The sequence below is a fragment of the Bradyrhizobium sp. SZCCHNR1051 genome (genome assembly GCF_032489615.1).
GTDB lineage: Bacteria > Pseudomonadota > Alphaproteobacteria > Rhizobiales > Xanthobacteraceae > Bradyrhizobium.
The window spans coordinates 229,867-246,357 of the sequence record NZ_JAUEYJ010000011.1 but is presented as its reverse complement, the minus strand read 5'-3'; the positions used below and the strand labels follow the sequence as shown (position 1 = coordinate 246,357).

15 protein-coding genes and 2 pseudogenes are annotated in these 16,491 nt (G+C 66.2%); 9 read left to right on the top strand and 8 right to left on the bottom strand.

Going from position 1 to position 16,491, the window contains the following annotated elements; genetic code table 11:
• Window positions 1-237 precede the first annotated feature (237 nt).
• Window positions 238-696, top strand: coding sequence for an FKBP-type peptidyl-prolyl cis-trans isomerase (locus QW868_RS15970; RefSeq protein WP_409998083.1), 459 nt, complete (start codon window positions 238-240; stop codon window positions 694-696).
• Between the two features lie 360 nt (window positions 697-1,056).
• On the opposite strand, the gene QW868_RS15965 is transcribed toward QW868_RS15970, so the two are convergent.
• Window positions 1,057-1,272: a CsbD family protein gene (locus QW868_RS15965; protein ID WP_315738416.1), complete on the bottom strand. Its 216-nt coding sequence runs from the start codon at window positions 1,270-1,272 to the stop codon at window positions 1,057-1,059.
• Window positions 1,273-1,421: 149 nt separating this feature from the next.
• Between QW868_RS15965 and QW868_RS15960 the strand changes: the two genes are divergently transcribed.
• Window positions 1,422-1,940: a cupin domain-containing protein gene (locus QW868_RS15960; protein ID WP_315717363.1), complete on the top strand. Its 519-nt coding sequence runs from the start codon at window positions 1,422-1,424 to the stop codon at window positions 1,938-1,940.
• A 176-nt stretch (window positions 1,941-2,116) separates the two neighbouring features.
• On the opposite strand, the pseudogene QW868_RS15955 reads toward QW868_RS15960, so the two are convergent.
• From QW868_RS15955 to QW868_RS15935, 5 genes and pseudogenes are all read right to left on the bottom strand, one after another.
• A pseudogene (locus QW868_RS15955) lies at window positions 2,117-2,218 on the bottom strand (GTP-binding protein); the annotation flags it as partial.
• A 427-nt stretch (window positions 2,219-2,645) separates the two neighbouring features.
• Window positions 2,646-3,875, bottom strand: a complete 1,230-nt coding sequence (locus QW868_RS15950) for a Tad domain-containing protein (RefSeq protein WP_315785610.1) — start codon at window positions 3,873-3,875, stop codon at window positions 2,646-2,648.
• 283 nt (window positions 3,876-4,158) lie between these two features.
• A complete protein-coding gene (locus QW868_RS15945; protein ID WP_316230905.1) occupies window positions 4,159-5,592 on the bottom strand; it encodes an MATE family efflux transporter in 1,434 nt (477 codons plus the stop codon).
• Window positions 5,593-5,744: 152 nt separating this feature from the next.
• Entirely contained in the window at window positions 5,745-6,893 is a 1,149-nt protein-coding gene (locus QW868_RS15940) for a hypothetical protein (protein WP_316230904.1), read from the bottom strand.
• 2 nt (window positions 6,894-6,895) lie between these two features.
• Window positions 6,896-7,597: a FecR domain-containing protein gene (locus tag QW868_RS15935; RefSeq protein ID WP_316230903.1), complete on the bottom strand. Its 702-nt coding sequence runs from the start codon at window positions 7,595-7,597 to the stop codon at window positions 6,896-6,898.
• 139 nt (window positions 7,598-7,736) lie between these two features.
• Here QW868_RS15935 and QW868_RS15930 point away from each other — a divergent pair, with 139 nt between their 5' ends.
• Window positions 7,737-9,065, top strand: coding sequence for a phospholipid carrier-dependent glycosyltransferase (locus tag QW868_RS15930; protein ID WP_316230902.1), 1,329 nt, complete (start codon window positions 7,737-7,739; stop codon window positions 9,063-9,065).
• A gap of 66 nt (window positions 9,066-9,131) precedes the next feature.
• Here QW868_RS15930 and QW868_RS15925 read toward each other — a convergent pair whose 3' ends face one another.
• Window positions 9,132-9,782, bottom strand: a complete 651-nt coding sequence (locus QW868_RS15925; protein ID WP_316230901.1) for an OmpA family protein — start codon at window positions 9,780-9,782, stop codon at window positions 9,132-9,134.
• A gap of 384 nt (window positions 9,783-10,166) precedes the next feature.
• Here QW868_RS15925 and QW868_RS15920 point away from each other — a divergent pair, with 384 nt between their 5' ends.
• The 4 genes and pseudogenes from QW868_RS15920 to QW868_RS15905 all read left to right on the top strand — a co-directional run bounded on the left by QW868_RS15920 (window position 10,167) and on the right by QW868_RS15905 (window position 13,342).
• The gene (locus tag QW868_RS15920; RefSeq protein WP_315738409.1) at window positions 10,167-10,397 is read left to right on the top strand and encodes a hypothetical protein; all 231 of its coding nucleotides are present in this window, start codon (window positions 10,167-10,169) and stop codon (window positions 10,395-10,397) included.
• A 74-nt stretch (window positions 10,398-10,471) separates the two neighbouring features.
• Window positions 10,472-11,646: pseudogene (locus QW868_RS15915) on the top strand (winged helix-turn-helix domain-containing protein).
• Between the two features lie 126 nt (window positions 11,647-11,772).
• Window positions 11,773-12,330, top strand: coding sequence for a TetR/AcrR family transcriptional regulator (locus QW868_RS15910; protein ID WP_315776107.1), 558 nt, complete (start codon window positions 11,773-11,775; stop codon window positions 12,328-12,330).
• 49 nt (window positions 12,331-12,379) lie between these two features.
• Window positions 12,380-13,342, top strand: a complete 963-nt coding sequence (locus QW868_RS15905) for an alpha/beta hydrolase (protein WP_315811791.1) — start codon at window positions 12,380-12,382, stop codon at window positions 13,340-13,342.
• A gap of 36 nt (window positions 13,343-13,378) precedes the next feature.
• Here the strand turns inward: QW868_RS15905 and QW868_RS15900 are convergent, their stop codons facing one another.
• A complete protein-coding gene (locus QW868_RS15900) occupies window positions 13,379-13,567 on the bottom strand; it encodes a hypothetical protein (protein WP_315717351.1) in 189 nt (62 codons plus the stop codon).
• A 35-nt stretch (window positions 13,568-13,602) separates the two neighbouring features.
• Here QW868_RS15900 and QW868_RS15895 point away from each other — a divergent pair, with 35 nt between their 5' ends.
• The gene (locus tag QW868_RS15895) at window positions 13,603-14,934 is read left to right on the top strand and encodes an MFS transporter (RefSeq protein WP_315773399.1); all 1,332 of its coding nucleotides are present in this window, start codon (window positions 13,603-13,605) and stop codon (window positions 14,932-14,934) included.
• A gap of 227 nt (window positions 14,935-15,161) precedes the next feature.
• On the top strand, window positions 15,162-16,268 hold the full coding sequence (locus tag QW868_RS15890) for an efflux RND transporter periplasmic adaptor subunit (RefSeq protein WP_315756977.1): 1,107 nt from the start codon (window positions 15,162-15,164) through the stop codon (window positions 16,266-16,268).
• Window positions 16,269-16,491 lie beyond the last annotated feature (223 nt).

Genomic DNA, 16,491 nt, shown 5'->3' with positions numbered 1-16,491 from the left:
GCCGAAGGCGGGGGCGCGTCTCGCGCCAGCCTTGAGGCCGGCCGTTCGCCGGCCTACCTCAACAGCACAGTTGCTCTGCGGTGAGGCGGGATGCGGGGGAGATAATCATGAATTCCGATTATACGCAAGTGAATTATTTTTTTCGGAAGTCGATGCCGGGCTGGTCAGCCGCTCCCGCATGAGCTAAACCGCGGCTCCCGTGAACGAGCAGAGGCGGTCTGGAGCATGCGGCGTCCGATGAACAGAAGAGTTGCGCTGATGGCGGCGGCATCGGCCGCGGCCGGTGTCTTGCTGGGCTCCCGCGCGGTCTCGGCACAGACCAGTTCCGCCAAACCCACAGGAAAGACCATGACCACTCCCTCCGGACTGCAGATCATCGACACCAAGGAAGGCACCGGCGCCACGCCGACGCGCGGTCAGACCTGCGTGATGCATTATACGGGCTGGCTCTATGAGAACGGCCAGAAGGGCAAGAAATTCGACTCGTCGGTGGATCGCAACGAGCCGTTCGAATTCCCGATCGGCATGAAGCGCGTGATCGCCGGCTGGGACGAGGGCGTTGCCACCATGAAGGTCGGCGGCAAGCGTACCCTGATCATTCCGCCCGAACTGGGCTACGGCGCCCGCGGCGCCGGCGGCGTGATTCCGCCGAACGCGACGCTGATGTTCGACGTCGAACTGCTCGGCGTGAAGTAAGGCGCGCGAATGATGCCGGGAGGGCAACCAAGCGTGCTGCGCGATACAGCGCCCTCTCCCCTTGTGGGAGAGGGCATCACGGGCCCAACCGCGAACACAATGGGGTGAGGGGTTTCTCTCGGCGAGCGACGCTCATGGAGAGAGACCCCTCACCCGACCGAGCTTGTGGCGCTGTCCTACATGCCCTCTCCCACAAGGGGAGAGGGCGCATTCATGGGCGCCGGCTGGAGCGCTGTAATGATCTGGCTGATAGTTGCCATCTCTCGTCAACTAACGACGATGCAAAGACCGGCCCCGTGAGGGGCCGGTCTTGTAGTTGATAGCGTCTTCGCGCGATCTCCGCGACCGCGCCGATCCTGCTCAGAGATTCTTGTTGGCGGCGCCGGCGGCGGTGTTCACCGCGTCCTTGGTCGCCTTCTTGGCATCGCCCAGCGCCTGCTGGCCCTTGCCCTTGATTTCCTGCACGGCACCCTCGCCCTGCAGGCGCTCGGAGCCGGTGGCTTCGCCGATGCCCTGCTTGGCCTTGCCGATGGTCTCGTTGGCGACGCCCTTGATCTTGTCGGTGGTGGCACCCATGACTTCGTCCTCCGCTGTTTGTGTGAACTCCACCGATCCAACGCACGCGATGCAGAAAGGTTCGTGGGGAACTGCGAATAGCTTCGCTGCGGCATTTCGGCTAACAATGGCTTGGTTCCCTCGAACAGATGAAATCCCGAGAAGAAATCATGTCAGGCTCTCACGATCACGCGCACGGCCATTCCCACGATCACGGCGACGAGCGCTGGAAGCACGACGGCGTCCGCGTCATTCCGGGCAATCAGCTCGATTCCAACGTGCCGTCGACGCCGGGCATGGACCGTAAGGCGGCGATCAACTTCGCGCGCGTCGGAGCGCAGAAATTGTGGGCGGGCACGGTCACGATCAGGCCTGACGCCAAGACCGGGGCGCATCATCACGGTCATCTCGAGAGCGTGATCTACGTCGTGAAGGGCAAGGCGCGGATGCGCTGGGGCGATCGGCTGCAGTTCACCGCGGAGGCCGGTCCCGGCGATTTCATCTTCGTGCCGCCCTACGTGCCGCACCAGGAGATCAATGCGAGCCCGGACGAAGTACTGGAATGCGTGCTGGTGCGCAGCGACGGCGAGGCGGTCGCGATCAACATCGACATCGAGCCGGTCGAGAAGCCCGAGACGGTGCTGTGGATCGACCCGGTGCACCGCGATCCCGCCGAGTCGAAGTCGTAGCCATCAAGGAAATGGCGGAGCCGTCTCGCGACGGCTCCGCCGGGCAGGGAGCGGCTATAACGCCTTCCCTCTCACACGCGAAGCAGGGGCGACTGTCGCGCGTGTGTCTCGCGGTTCGTTGCACCGGAGGACTTTCGGTTCGGATGCGGGCTGGTCAGGCCGCCTCGTTGGCGCGGCGCCACCTTCAGTCGCTGGCGGTTGTTCAGGATGGGGTTGAGCAAAGTGGTCTTCCCAGTCCCGAGGAAGCCGGACAAGACCGTGGCGGGGAGTTTGCGCATCGAGATCGAACAGCCTCTTCAGGGGGAGGGGTCGGTGCCGGCGAGCGGGCATGCGGCCTCTTTATGCAATGTTATAACGTAACATCATCTGAAACGGGAGAGGGTGTCAAGGGGAGGGAGTGGCGACGAAGGTGAGTGGGCGGGCCGGCGGCGGCTTGTGGAGTCGGCAGAGGCGGCGGCCGAGACGCAGGGCGCGAGCGGCTCTGGTGAGCTGGTGAAGTCCCTGCAGTGCTGAAACGACGCTGCAGCCGCCAGCGACACCGCGTTCCCTCTGCCGTGAAGAACGGGGAGGGGGAAGCAGTATCGGTGGCGGGATGCAGCTCCGTTTCATCTCCTAAGAGAGGAGCTGATATCTTTTCGCCGGGTCGTCAGTCCCGGCGACAAGCCGCTGAAACAGCACTCACGAGAATTGGCTCAGCTATGGCAACTACCTCGACAGGAACGCCGTGCCGGCCGGACCACTCGCCGCCGACATCGACAACGCGCCGGGCGCGATCGCCCAGTTGGTCTGGTTCAGGATCAGCGTGTTGAACACCATCGTGACGCTGTTGCTGCTCATGGTCGAGACCGAGTTGATGGTGACGTTGCGGCTCGGCAGATACATCAGGCCGGTGTAGGACGAGCTGCTGGTGCCGTTGATCGGCAGGTTCGTCGTCGACAGGCCGCTCGGCTCGTACATCAGGATATTGGCGTAGGTGCCGCTGGTCGGCGCCGACAGCGTCGCATTGACGTTGCCGTTGAAGGTGAGCGTCGCGTTCTGGTCGACGAGATAGAAGGTGACGCCGCTGCCGGTGACCGTCCATCCCGAGTTGAAGGTCATCGCGCCGCCCTTGATGACGTAGAGGCCCGGATTGAGCGTCAGCGTGCCGGAGCCGTTGAAATTGGTCGCGCCGCAATAGACGCCGGGGCTGAGCGTGACCGAGCCGGGATCATAGACTTTGTTGTTGGTGGTGCACGCGCCCACCGTGACGGCGGGCAGCTTGCCGGCAAATGGGTCGGAGATCGCCGCGCAGCCGGTCTCGGCCGGCGGAGTGGCGCCGCCGTTCTTGGTGATATTGGTGCCCTTGATGCAGATGCGCTTGACGTTGAGCGTGGCGTTGAACATCGCGGCCGGGCTCTGCGTCGACAGCACGTGGATCTCGCAGCTCGGCGCATTGAGCTGGGCCCCGGAATTCACCAGCAATGATTGCGCGTTGATGGTGCTGACCAGCAGGATGCACACGGGCGACGTAGTCTGCGCGCCGGCCTTGGCCGTTGCGGACGCCGTCACGCCGAGCGATGTCGTGCCCATCACGTTGAGGAACGAGGTCTTCACCGAGGTCGTCGCGGTGCCCGACAGCGAGCCGTCGCTATTGGGCGTGAAGGTCGCCGTTGTGCCGGTGCCGAACCGGCCTTTGAAGCTGCCCGAGAACACCGCGCTCGCGGTCGAGACCTGCTGCGCGCTGGCCTGGGTCACGCCGGCGAGGACCGCGGCGTCGACCGACTTCTGCAACTGCGCCTTGGTGTCGCTGGACTTGGCGAAATCGACGGCGGCGCCGACCGACACCAGGATGGGGATGATGGTGATGGCGAAGATCATGCTGATCTGGCCATCCTTCGCGCGGCCAAATCTCCATGCCAGATCGCGAAGAGTCTTCGACGAAATCGATGCGGTCATGTGCAACGCTTCCTGCTGATGGCTGTCCGAGGCTCGACGCCGGCGGATGCGAGCCCCTGCTGCAAGGAAGTGGCGGTCAGACATTACCGCATGCTGAATCCGGTTCCATAAAGGAACCCGTGGACGGGGTCGTGGGAGCCGAAGGTTATCAGTCTGTTTGCCGGATCAGCGAGAGGTGCCCGTTCGCACCACTCACTGGTAGTAGCCGCGTGAATTGCTTGTATTTGGCGGTGACTGTCGTGAGTTGCAGGCGGTTGGATTGCGCCCGTCGGTGGACGTTGCGCTAATGAGGCGAGCGCCAGATCCGGGGCGAGAGAACGAGGCTGCACACCAATGCGTAGGCGACGAGCGACAGCGTCACCATCGCGGCGAGTGAGGCCATGCCGCCGCCGAGCATGACGATTGCGGCATAGCCGCCGCCCGCCGCGATCAGCACGCGCAGGGCGGAGCCGACGAACGGCCACAGCACGTGCCCCGCGCCTTGGCCGGCAAAAGCCAGCACGAACCCGAAGCCGAGCGCGGCGTAGGCCGGCGCCACGGTGCGCAGATAGGTCGCGCCCTCGCGCAGAACCCCGGCGTCGCGGCTGAACAGGCCGAGCCAGAGCGGCGGGTGCAGCGCCACGATCAGGCCGATGATCCCGACCAGGGCTGCGCCCGCCAGGGCACTGATCCAGGCGATGCGGCGCGCACGGCCGCGCTGGCCGGCGCCGACATTGATGCCGACCATCGTCAGGGTGGCCGTGCACAGCCCGAACAGGATCGGGATCATGATGTAGTCGAGCCGCGAGGCGATGCCGTAGGCGGCGAGCTCGGAGGTCCCGAAGCGCCCGGCGAGCGCGGTCACCAGGATGACGGTGAGATTGACCATGACCGCGTTGAGCGCGGTCGGCAGCCCGACTTTCAGGATGTCGGCGAACAGCCGGCCCTGTAGCCGCGCAACGCGCACATGCAGGCTGGAGCGGCCGGAGGCCATGTAGCGCACCAGCACCAGCATGGCGCCGCAGTAATACAGGCCGAAGGCGATGCCCGCGCCGGCGATCCCGAGCCCCGGCAGCGGGCCGATGCCGAAGATCAGCAGCGGCGAGGCGGGAATCATGACCAGCGCGCCGACCAGGGTGACCAGCGCCGGCACCCGCACATTGCCGGCGCCGCGCAGCGCCGCCGCCTGCAGATTGACGATCCACACCGGGACGGCGCCGGCGAACAGATAGTTGGAGTAGCGCAGCGCCGCCTCCAGAGCGCCGGCTCGCCCGCCGAGCGCATGGTACAGCGCCGGGCCGAACAGCGCGGTCGCAAGCGTGAACAGGCCGCCGGCGATCACCGCCAGAACGATGGCATGGAAGGCGATGGCATCGGCATCGGCGTTGTGCCCGGCGCCGACCGCGCGCGCCACCGCCGAGGAGACGCCGCTGCCGATGCCGCCATTGGACATCATCGTCATCAGCATGAAGATCGGGAACACCAGTGCGACGCCGGCCAGCGCATCGGTGCCGAGGAAGCCGACGTAATACGCTTCGGCGACGTTGACCGCGGTTTGCGCCACCAGCACGGTCATGGTCGGCAGCGCCAACCGGAACAGCGCCGGCAGCACCGGGCCGGAGAGCAATGCCGTGCGGACCGACGCGGCCTTGGCGCGCGGCGGCTCCGAGGCCGGCTCGAACGGCGCCGCCGCAACACTCCGCCGCGCCTCGCTGGTCGCCTGGGTGGAAACGTCCATCGGATCTCCGCGCGCCTGGCGAACCATCGCATTTAAATGATGATTATCATTCAATAGGTCCGCCGGCGGGCGCGGGTCAAGGCGACCCGAGCGCAGGCCGATCATGAAATTTTGACGGAGCGAGGGTGATCCGCTCGGCGCCGGGCCAGCCGCTAATAATGGACGCGCAGGCCGACGCCGCCGTGGATGGTGTTGCCGACCGGCTGCGGGCCGAGCGTGCCGTTGACGAACAGATCGGCGATCCAGCCCTGCGGCAGGCGGAAGCCCAGCCGTCCGCCATATTCGAACCAGCCCTGGTTGCCCATGGTCGGCGTCACCGTGCCGCTGCCGGTGACGGCGGCGACGATGCCGGAGCTGGTCGCGAACGACTGGACATACCCGCCATTGATGTTGGCTTCGATGCTGGAGCCGAACAGGTGGGTCCATTGGCCGCCGACCTTGACCAGGCTGGTGCGGTCGGTGCCGCCGGCGATCGTCGCATCGAACGGGTTGAAGGCGAGCGCGGGATCGCGATAGCCGGCGACGTGCTGCCACAATTGCCATAGCTCGACCGACGCCGCGAGCTCGTCGCGCGGCGACAACCGGCTGATCCAGCCGGCGCGGCCATAGACCGCGTAGTTCGACGCCGTGGTGGTGCCGTCCACCGTGACGTTACCGAGGCTCGTCGCATAGCTCCGGCCGTAGCGCACGCGCTCATACGGCGTCAGGATCGTGCCGATGTCGAAGAACGGCCGCGACGAGCCCCAATCGGTGAAGTCGTAGCGCAGCGCGAAGGCGCCGATCGGCGCCGAGGTCACGTGGTAGCCGTCCTCGTCGTAGTGCGTGTAGGCGAGGCCGGCAAGCAGCGCCAGATTGTTGGTGAGCTGCTTGCGGCCATGGATGCCGGCCGAGAACGAGCCGGCCGAGCCGAACGCGCTGACGCAGTCGTTGCAATTGACCTGCTCGTTGACGCCGAGCAGCACCAGGCCGAGCACCCGGTTGGTGATCATCTGGTTGAAGCGCTGGTCGGCGAGGCCGTTGATCGCGTTCGCGCTGTTTCCCGCGCCGGTGGGCGTCGGCGACGGGGTCGGCGAGATCGAGGGCGAGGGCGTCGGCGTCGGGCTGGAGGTCGATGTCGGCGTGGGCGTTGCGGTGGGCGAGGAGGTCGGCGACGGCGACGCGGTCGGGCACAGCGCCGCCGCGAAATTGTCCACCCCGCAACTGCTCTGCGCGGCGGCCGGCGCGGCCTGCAGGGCGAGCGCGAGCAGCCCGCCGGCGATGGCGGTCATCAGGAGAGCAAGCTGACCGCGGCGCGTTCTCATCGTCACCGCCCGCACAGGATGCCGGTGAAGTCCTGCGGCGGCGCATTACTCGCGAGATCGGTGACCGTGCAAAGGCCCGATGTCGACGCGCAGGTGGCGGCAAAGCTCCACGACGGATTGCCGGTCTTTTTGATCGCGCTTCGGCCCTGGCCGGTCGCGGTGATGATCGCGGTGTCGCCCGGCTGCGTCAGCTCGAGGCATTGGAAGGTGAGGGTGCAGACCCGCGAGGCGCCTTCCTGCAGCACGACCATGGTCTGGCCGCGCTGCGAGCGGATGTCGAGGATGGTGCCGCGCACGCCGATGGTCGCCAGCGGCGTGTTGATCTTGTAGGCGGTTTTCTCGGAATGGCCGGTGACGAAGCGGAACGCGCCGGTGCCGAGCCGGATCGCGATGTCGCGATAGCTGGTCTCGTCGTTGAAGACGGTGCGGTCGAGCGTCAGGGTGGCGTTGGCGCCGAGCGAGAGATTGGTGCTGTCGATCATGACGAGCCGCGCGGCACTGTCATTGCCGGTGCGCACAGTCTCGTTGCGCACGACGCCGTCGCCGACGCTGATCGGGCTGCTCGAGGCGCCTGCCATGCGCAGCACGTCCTTCTGCACCAGCACGGCTTCGCCGATGCGGCTGTCGGCGCTTGCGCCGCCCGCGACGCCCAGCAGGGCGGCCGCCGAGATCGCAGCGACACAGGTTCGGCGACGCAGACTCATATCCACACCGAAGATTGTTTCCTGCTCAATCTAGCCGAAGACGGCGCGCGGGGTTGTTGTAAAATGGGCACAAGTTTGCCTCGATGACCGTTCGGTGGTTAGTTGCCGCCACCGTGAGATCAGTTCAACGCGGAGGCCCATGAAGGTATCTGCTGCTCGCCGGGATGACGACGACGAGGACGGCGAGGTTGCGCAGGATGGCGCTCTGTCGGTCCGCCGCTGTGTGATGACGGCATTGCTGATCTTCGCGATCGCGCACGTCGTGCTGATGATCGGGCTCGCCTCGCCGCCGAAATTCGTCTTCGACGAGGTGCACTACGTGCCGGCGGCGCGGCAGATGCTGGGACTGGCGCCGGCGACGCCGCAGCTCAACCCGATGCATCCGCCGCTCGCCAAGGAGCTGATTGCACTGTCGATCAGGACGTTCGGCGACAACGCCTTCGCATGGCGCTATCCCGGTACCGTGCTCGGCGGGCTCGCCGTGGCCGCGATCTATCTGTGCGGCCTGGCGCTGTTCGCGGCGCAATGGCCCGCCATCGCGGCGGCGCTGCTCGCGGCCTTCAACCAGATGCTGTTCGTGCAGGCGCGCATCGCGATGCTCGACATCGGCGCGCTCGCCTTCAGCCTGCTCGGGATCGCGGCCTTTCTGTTTTCGTTCAGGCAGCGCCGGCCGCAGGTCGTGTTCGCGCTGGCGGGCGCGCTGTTCGGCCTTGCGATCGCCTGCAAATGGAGCGGGCTGTTTCCGCTGCTGACGGCGCTTCTCATCATCGGTCTCATCAAGCTGTTGCAGCATTGGCAGACCTCGCTCGGCGATGGCGAGCCGACCGACTGGTATCGGCCCGAGCAATGGTCGCAACTGAGCTGGCTGCAGATCGTGCTGTGCCTCGTCGCAATGCCGGCCGTTTGCTATCTCGCGACCTTCGTCCCGCTGCACGGCCTGTCCGTCATCGGCATCTTCGAAGCGCAGCGGCGCATCTTCGCCGACAGCGTCACCACGGCGATTGCCGGCCATACCTATATGAGCGCGTGGCCGACCTGGCCGTTGCTGGTCCGTCCGGTCTGGTTCCTGTTCGACAAGACTAGCGACACCGACATCGCCGCGGTGGTGCTGCTCGGCAATCCGCTGGTGCTGTGGCCGGCACTTGCCGCGCTCGGCATCTGCGTCCGGGATTTCATCGCGACGCGCAGCGCGGCGGCGTTCCTGATCCTGGCGTTCTATCTCGGCTGCTATCTGCCCTGGGCGCTGCTGCCGCGCGCGCTGAGCTTCATCTACTACTATCTGCCGTCGGCGACGCTGGCGAGCCTCGCGCTCGTCCATGCGCTGAGTCGCTGGCCGCGCTGGGTGCTGTTGAGTTATGTCGCCGTCGCGATCCTGGGCTTCGTCGCGATGCTGCCGGTCAGCGCCGCCTTCATCGGCACGACGATGCAGACCTTCACCCGGCTGATGCTGTTCCAGAGCTGGATCTGAATCCGGACAAAAAGCGCCCCGCCTGCCAGGGACCGTGGGCAGGCGGGGCGATGCGCGGCGGAGCGCTCACTTCGCCGCGGTCTTGGTGTCCATGTTGACGACCTGGACCCGCCGGTTGAGCGGATCGGCCGGGTTGGCCGCGTCCTTGAGCTTGGTCTTGCCATAGCCGACCGTGACGAGGTCCTGGCCGGCGAGGGCGAACTTCTCGACCAGATAGCGCTTGATGGTGTCGGCACGGCGCTCGGAGAGATCCTGGTTGAAGCCGTCGCTGCCGATGCCATCGGTGTGGCCGGCAACCACGAAGGTCGAGCCCTTCAGGTTCGGATCGGACAGCGCCTTGCCGAGCTCCTGCACGGCCGGCATCGAGGCCTTGCTGATTTCGGCCGAGTTGTAGTCGAACTGGATCTCGAGATCGATCTTGGGCTTGGTCGCCGCGATCTCGGCGATCTGCTCGCGCTCGCCGAGCGACAGCGAGCGGGTCTTGCGGTTGCGCATGCTGTCGATGAAGGCCGCCTGCTTCGCCTGCGCTGCCGCGTCGGCCTGCGGGGTCGCCTGCGGTCCGACCGAAATGCCGCGCGTCACGGCCTTCGGCTTCAGCGCGTTGAGGATATTGTCGGCCGACACGGCCTCGCCGGCGAGAGCGGTGCCTGCGCCGATCGCCAGCATCGCGGAGAACGCCGCCGCCTGAACTGCAAAACGTCCAAAATATGGGGTCATTGTCGTTATCCTCGGGTCGTCATGCCCATGGCCATTGGATGCGGGAACGATAGAACGGGTTCAAAGCATCAAATGTGATCGACGTCACGTTGCCGGACTGGGCGGCCCTTGCGGGGCGAAGCGAGTGGTCCGCGGGACGCGCCGCGCGCTGCCGCAAAGCGATCGGCAGGTGGCCGGTCCGCGAACAACAAATCGGCCAGATGCGCCTCTACCGGATAGCGTTCGCCGGGAAAAAATCGCAAACCTAAGGGACGCGAACGGCGAGTGGATTCGTAGTCAAAGAAACGCGAACAGAAAAGCAAAGCCGTGTTCAACCCATCGCACAGGCGCGACTATCAATCCCATCGGGCAAGCAGTCAGGATCAAACGGGATCAGCCGGTTCCATGTCGACGCTGATCGGGGCTGGCATCATTGCGGCATCGATCCTGCTGTCGACGCTGATCACCGCGGTCGGCAACCGCTATGTCGGCCTGGAAAGTCCGGCCGAGGATACGGCCTGGCTGGTCGACCGCCTGACCGGCCGCATCTACAAGTGCCGTGCGCCCGATCCCGGCCGCGCCAGCTGCAAGGCCGAGATCGCCACCGGCAGCATTCCGGACAAGGCCAAGCCGTGAGGTTCCGCAAGGGGATCTCGCCGGCCTGATTTGCCGTTGCGGGAGCGGGGGCGAATCTCGCACCATTGCGCGGCATGCCCGCTGTCCCCACGCCCATCCCGCTCTCCAAGCCGCAGGCGCGCCGCATCTGGCTGCGCGCGCAGCGGCTCGATGCCGAGGCGCCGTTCGGCGCGGGCCCCGAGGCGGTCGCCGCCGCCATTGCTCATCTCGGCTATGTGCAGATCGACACCATCAACGTGATCGAGCGCTGCCATCACCACATCCTGTTCAGCCGCATTCCCGCCTATCGCCGCGCCGATCTCAGGCAGGCGCAGAGCACCGACAAGACCGTCTTCGAATATTGGACCCACGCGCGCTGTCCTACATCCCGCTGCACGACTTCCGCTACTTCGTTCCGGCGATGCGCCGCTACCGCCGCGAGGGCCATCGCTGGCTGCAGACCGTGAAGCCGGAGGATACGCGCAAGGTCATGCGGCTGATCCGCCAAGGCGGCGCGCTGACGATTCGCGACATCGACGACGACGTGCTGCGCGAGAAGGACCACGCCTGGGCCAGCCGCAAGCCGTCGAAGCGCGCGTTGCAGCTCGGCTTCTACGAGGGCGTGCTGACAGTGTCGGGCCGCGACGGCATGCTCAAGACCTACGACCTCACCACCCGGCATTTCGGCTGGGAACGGCTGCCGAAGGGCGCCAACGATCGCGAGATTGCAGCCTATCTGCTCGACCGCGGCTTGCGCGCCCAGGGTGTCGTGAGCCTCGATTCGCTCTGCCATCTCAATGCGCCAAGCAAGGCCGCGGTGCGCCGGGTCATCGATGCCAGGGTCCGGCGCGGCGAGCTTGTGCCGGTGACGCTGGAGGGCGCCGGCAGGCAGGAGCACTGGGCGACGCCGGCCGCGCTGGAGGGGCCGATCGACATCAGCTCCGAGCGCGTGCACATCCTGTCGCCGTTCGATCCGCTCATCATCCAGCGCAAGCGGACGCAGGCGATCTTCGACTATGATCATCGCTTCGAGGCCTATGTCCCGAAGGACAAGCGCCTGTTCGGCTATTTCGCGCTGCCGGTGCTGGTCGGCGACGAGATCGTCGCCGCGCTCGATCTCAAGACCGACCGCCAGAACGGCAAGCTCCTGATGCAGAAATGGAGCTGGGTCGGCGAGGGCAAGGCGGCGCGCGGCGACCGGCGCAAGGCGCTGAAGCGGACCATCGAGGACGAGCTGCACCGGTTCCAGCGCTTTCAGCTTGGAGACTGACCTGGTCGTCGGAGATCCGCTCAGTGCTCTTGATTTGGAAACGAATGTTTCCTAAAAGGAGGAATGACGAGGTCGCAACAGGAGTCATCCGAGCGCCGCGGGCCCGGTCGGCCGCGCGAGTTCGATATGGACACCGCCCTGAACAAGGCCCTGGTGGTCTTCAGCGAGCGCGGCTACCACGCCGCGTCCTTGGCCGAACTGCGCGCGGCCATGAAGCTCGCCACCGGCAGCCTCTACAAGGCCTTCGCGGACAAGCGCGCGATCTTTCTGGCGACGCTGGATCATTACATCGCGCGCCGCGACCAGCAGGTGCGCGAGCGCATCGATGCGCAGCCCAGCGGCCGCGACAAGCTGGAGGCCTTGCTGCAGTTCTACGCGGAATCCGCCAGCGACAGCGAAGGCCGGCGCGGCTGCCTCGTCGTGACCAGCGCGGCCGAGCTCGCCACCTTGGATGCGGAGGCCGCCGCCAAGGTCCGCGGAGCGTTACGGCGGGTCGAGACCCTGTTGCGCGACCTGATCAGGCTGGGCCAGGCGGATGGATCGATCCGGCCGGATCTCGACGCGGAAGTCGTGGCCCGAGCCTTGTTCTGCGTGATCCAGGGATTTCGGGTGGTCGGCAAGACAGGGCGCACGAGGAGCGAGATGATGGCCGTGGCAGACCAAGCTGCCGCCTTGTTCGCGTGATGTCGTGTCTAAATAGGAAACGATTGTTCTATAATTAGGAGGATGATCCATGACTGAGTTGATGAGTGCCATCTCTGCCGAAAGTCCGTCGCGGCTGGTCGCGGCCGAGCCGTTCGGTCGCGCCGATGCGTCGTTGCCGGGCTTTACCCACCGCTTCGAGACCGTCGATGGCCTTCGGCTGCACTATGTCAGCGGTGGCCCGCCGGCCGGCGAGGTCGTGGTGCTGCTCGCCGGCTTTCCCGAAAGCTGGTTTGCCTGGCGCAAGCTCATGCCGCTGCTCGCGTCGCGCTATCGGGTCATTGCGCCGGATCTCCCCGGGCAGGGCGATTCGGACCGGCCAGCCGAAGGCTACGACACTCAGACCCTGGCCACGGCGGTGCATCGGCTGCTGCAGCAACTCGGCGTCACCAGCTATCATCTGGTGGCCCACGATATCGGTGCGTGGGTGGCTTATCCCTATGCGGCGCTGTTCGAAGCCGAGGTGCGCAGCCTGGCCCTGCTCGATGCGGGAATTCCCGGCGTCACGCTGCCCGAGGCGCTGCCCTTCGCGCCAGACCGCGCGTGGCGCACTTGGCACTTCGCGTTCCACGCCGTCGCGGATCTCCCGGAGATGCTGATCCACGGCCGCGAACGCGACTATCTCGCTTGGTTCCTGCGCCGCAAAGGGGCCAATCCCGAAGCGTTCTCCGAACGCGATCTCGACGAATACGCCCGCGTGCTGACCAAGGCCGGCGGCTTGCGCGCCGGGCTCGCTTATTATCGTGCCGCCGCACTGTCCGCGCTTCAGAACCGCGAGCTGAAACAAAGAGGCAAGCTGAAGCCGCCGGTGCTCGCCGTCGGTGCCGACCAGGGGTCGATCGTGGACATGGCCGCGCCGCTCAGGGAGGTCGCCGATCACGTCGAGGGCATCACCATCTCCTCGTGCGGCCACTACATTCCGGAAGAGCAGCCTGCCGTTCTGGCCGAGGAGCTCAACGCTTTCTTCAGCCGCGCCGGCGCGGGGCCGACCTGAGCTTTCGGTTGATATCGCGGCTTGCCGTTGGCAGGCCTATGCCCAAGCAGGCCGCATCGCGATCCGGTCGATCCAGATGCCGAGCAGGATGCCGACGACGCGGATGAGCATCTCGGGCGAGGAGGGCGTCATGCGCGCGCCGCGCCCCCGCGATGCGCCGACGGGCTGTGGGATGTCAGGTTTTCCGATTGACTTGCCACGACCGATGCTCAACACCGCCTTCAACTATCAATGTCCAGAAAGCTCCGGGGAGGAGATCGATGAGTCCGTCCGCCACCAGTCCGGCCGCGCTTGGCCGCTCCGATATCGAGTCCGCGACCATCCGCGCCATCTCGTGGCGCCTGATTCCGTTTCTGGTGCTGGCCTATTTCTTCTCCTATCTCGACCGGGTCAATCTCGGCTTCGCCGCGCTGACCATGAATGCGGAGCTGAAATTCTCGCCGCTGGTGTTCGCCTGGGGTGCCGGCATCTTCTTCATCGGCTATTTCATCTTCGAGGTGCCGAGCAATCTGGCGCTGGAGAAGTTCGGCGCCAGCCGCTGGATCGCGCGCATCATGGTGACCTGGGGCATCATCTCGGCGCTGATGGCCGTAGTCTCAGGCCCGTGGAGCTTCTACACGCTGCGCTTCCTGCTCGGCGTCGCCGAGGCCGGATTCTTTCCCGGCATCATCCTCTATCTCACTTATTGGTACCCCGCCCAGTATCGCGCGCGCTTCCTCGCCGCCTTCGCGGTTGCCGTGCCGATTTCGACCGTGATCGGCGCGCCGGTCTCCGGCCTGCTGCTCGGCATGCACGGCCTGATGGGATTGCAGGGCTGGCAGTGGCTGTTCATCATCGAGGGCATCCCCTCCGTCATCCTCGGCGTCGTCACCTGGTTCTACCTGACCGACCGGCCGGAGCATGCGACCTGGCTGTCCGCGGAGCAGAAGGCCTGGCTCGCGGCGAAGCTCGAGGCCGAGACTGCGGCGAAGCAGGCCGCCGGACACATGACGCTCGGCGAGGCGCTGTCGTCGCCCAAGGTGATCGTGCTCAGCCTGATCTATTTCGGCTTCGTCGGCGCGCTCTACGGCATGCAGTTCTGGCTGCCGCAGATCGTCAAGGCATTCGGCCTGACCAATGTGCAGACAGGCTTCGTCACCGCGATCCCCTATGCGTTCGGCACCGTCGCGATGATCCTGTGGGCGCGGCATTCCGATGCGACACGCGAGCGCGTGATGCATGTCGGCGCGCCGCTGATCCTGATCGCGGTGGCGCTGGCCGCATCGAGCATGATCGGCGATCCCACGCTCACCATGGTTGCGCTCACGGTCGCGGCGATCGGCGTGTTCTGTGTCTTCGGCGTGTTCTGGACGCTGCCGACGGCATGGCTGTCGGGTACGGCCGCGGCCGGCGCCATCGCGCTGATCAACTCGATCGGCAATCTCGCCGGCTTCGGCGGCCCCTATCTGGTCGGCTGGATCAAGGACACGACCGGCTCCACCACCCACGGCCTGCTCGCGCTGTCGGTGCTGCCGCTGATCGCCGGGCTGCTCGCGTTCTTCGGTGGCCACGAGAGCAAGGTCGAATTCGCCGGGCAGGCGCCCGCGGAGTGAAGCCGCACGGTGCATGCCCTGATTGCGGGGCCGGGCTCGACCGCGGCGGCGGACGGCCCCGGAATCGGTGGCGGGTGAGCGCACGGCGGAGTTCCGAGCCGGCCTGCCGCTCCACTGAGCACCTGCGGCAACATGTCCAGATGATCACGAAGTCATGATTGCTGACGAATATTGACAATCGTCATTCGACATTCGACACTTCCTCGTAAGAGCAGCGAGGGTGCCCCATGTTGATCCGCCTGATTTTCGCGAGCTATTCCAAGCTGTTGACCGGCCTTGCGCTGGCCACGATGGCCGTCGCCCTGGCCGGGTGCAATGAAACCGTCGCCCAGAAGGCCGAGCCGGTCCGGCCGGTTCTGGTCGCGCCCGTCCATTACGAGGCCGAGACGCCCGAGCGCAGCTTCGTCGGCACCATCCGGCCGCGCATCGAGGCCGATATCGGCTTCCGCGTCGCCGGCAAGGTCGCCAAGCGCCTGGTCGAGGTCGGCCAGACCGTGGAGGTCGGCCAGCCGCTCGCCACGCTCGACGAGGTCGACCTGAAGCTGCAGGCCGAGCAGGCCGAAGCCGAATTCCGCGCCGCCACCGGCGTGTTGGCGCAGGCCTCCGCTGCCGAGACCCGCGCCAAGGAGCTGCGCGCCAAGGGCTGGACCACGGATGCCCAGATGGACCAGGCCAGGGCGTCCGCCGACGAGGCGAGGGCGCGGCTCAATCGCGCCGAGCGCTCGGTCGAGCTGACACGCAACTCGTTGTCCTATGCGACGCTGGTTGCCGACGCGCGCGGCGTCGTCACCGCGAGCATGATCGAGCCAGGCGTGGTCGTTGCCGCCGGCCAGGCCGCGATCCGTGTCGCGCGCTTTGCCGAGAAGGAGGCCGTGGTCGCGATCCCGGAAACCCTGCTCGAGCGCGCCAAGACCGGCAGCGCCTACGTCACATTGTGGTCGGAGGCAAACAAGCAATATGCGGCGAAGCTGCGCGAGATCGCGCCCACCGCCGATTCCGCGACGCGCACCTATCTCGCCAAGTTCTCGCTGCCGGACGCCGGCGACGCCGTCTCGCTCGGCATGACTGCGACGTTGACGCTCGCCGATCCCGCCACCACGCGCGTCGCGCGGCTGCCGCTGTCGGCGCTGTTCAGCGATGGCCGCGATCCGTCGCTCTACGTCGTCAACGACAAGGGCGAGGTGGCGCTGAAGCCGGTGAAGGTGAAGGCCTATGACAGCAAGGACGTGCTCGTCACGTCAGGCGTCGACGAAGGCGACAAGGTCGTGGCGCTCGGCGTGCAGAAGATCGATCCCAGCCAGAGGGTGCGCGTCGTGTCGGCGCTGACGTTCTAGCTCTGCCGTCGTTCCGGGGCGCACGTAGTGCGAACCCGGAACCTCGAGATTCCGGGTTCGATGCTTCGCATCGCCCCGGAATGACGAACGTAACGGTCGTCATCGCGAGGAGTGAAGCGACGGCGCAATCCAGACTGTTTTCTGCAGGCGGATTCTGGATTGCTTCCGCCGTCGCCCTTTGGGCTATGGCGGACAGGTCGCTTCGCTCGCGGTGACGGTGACT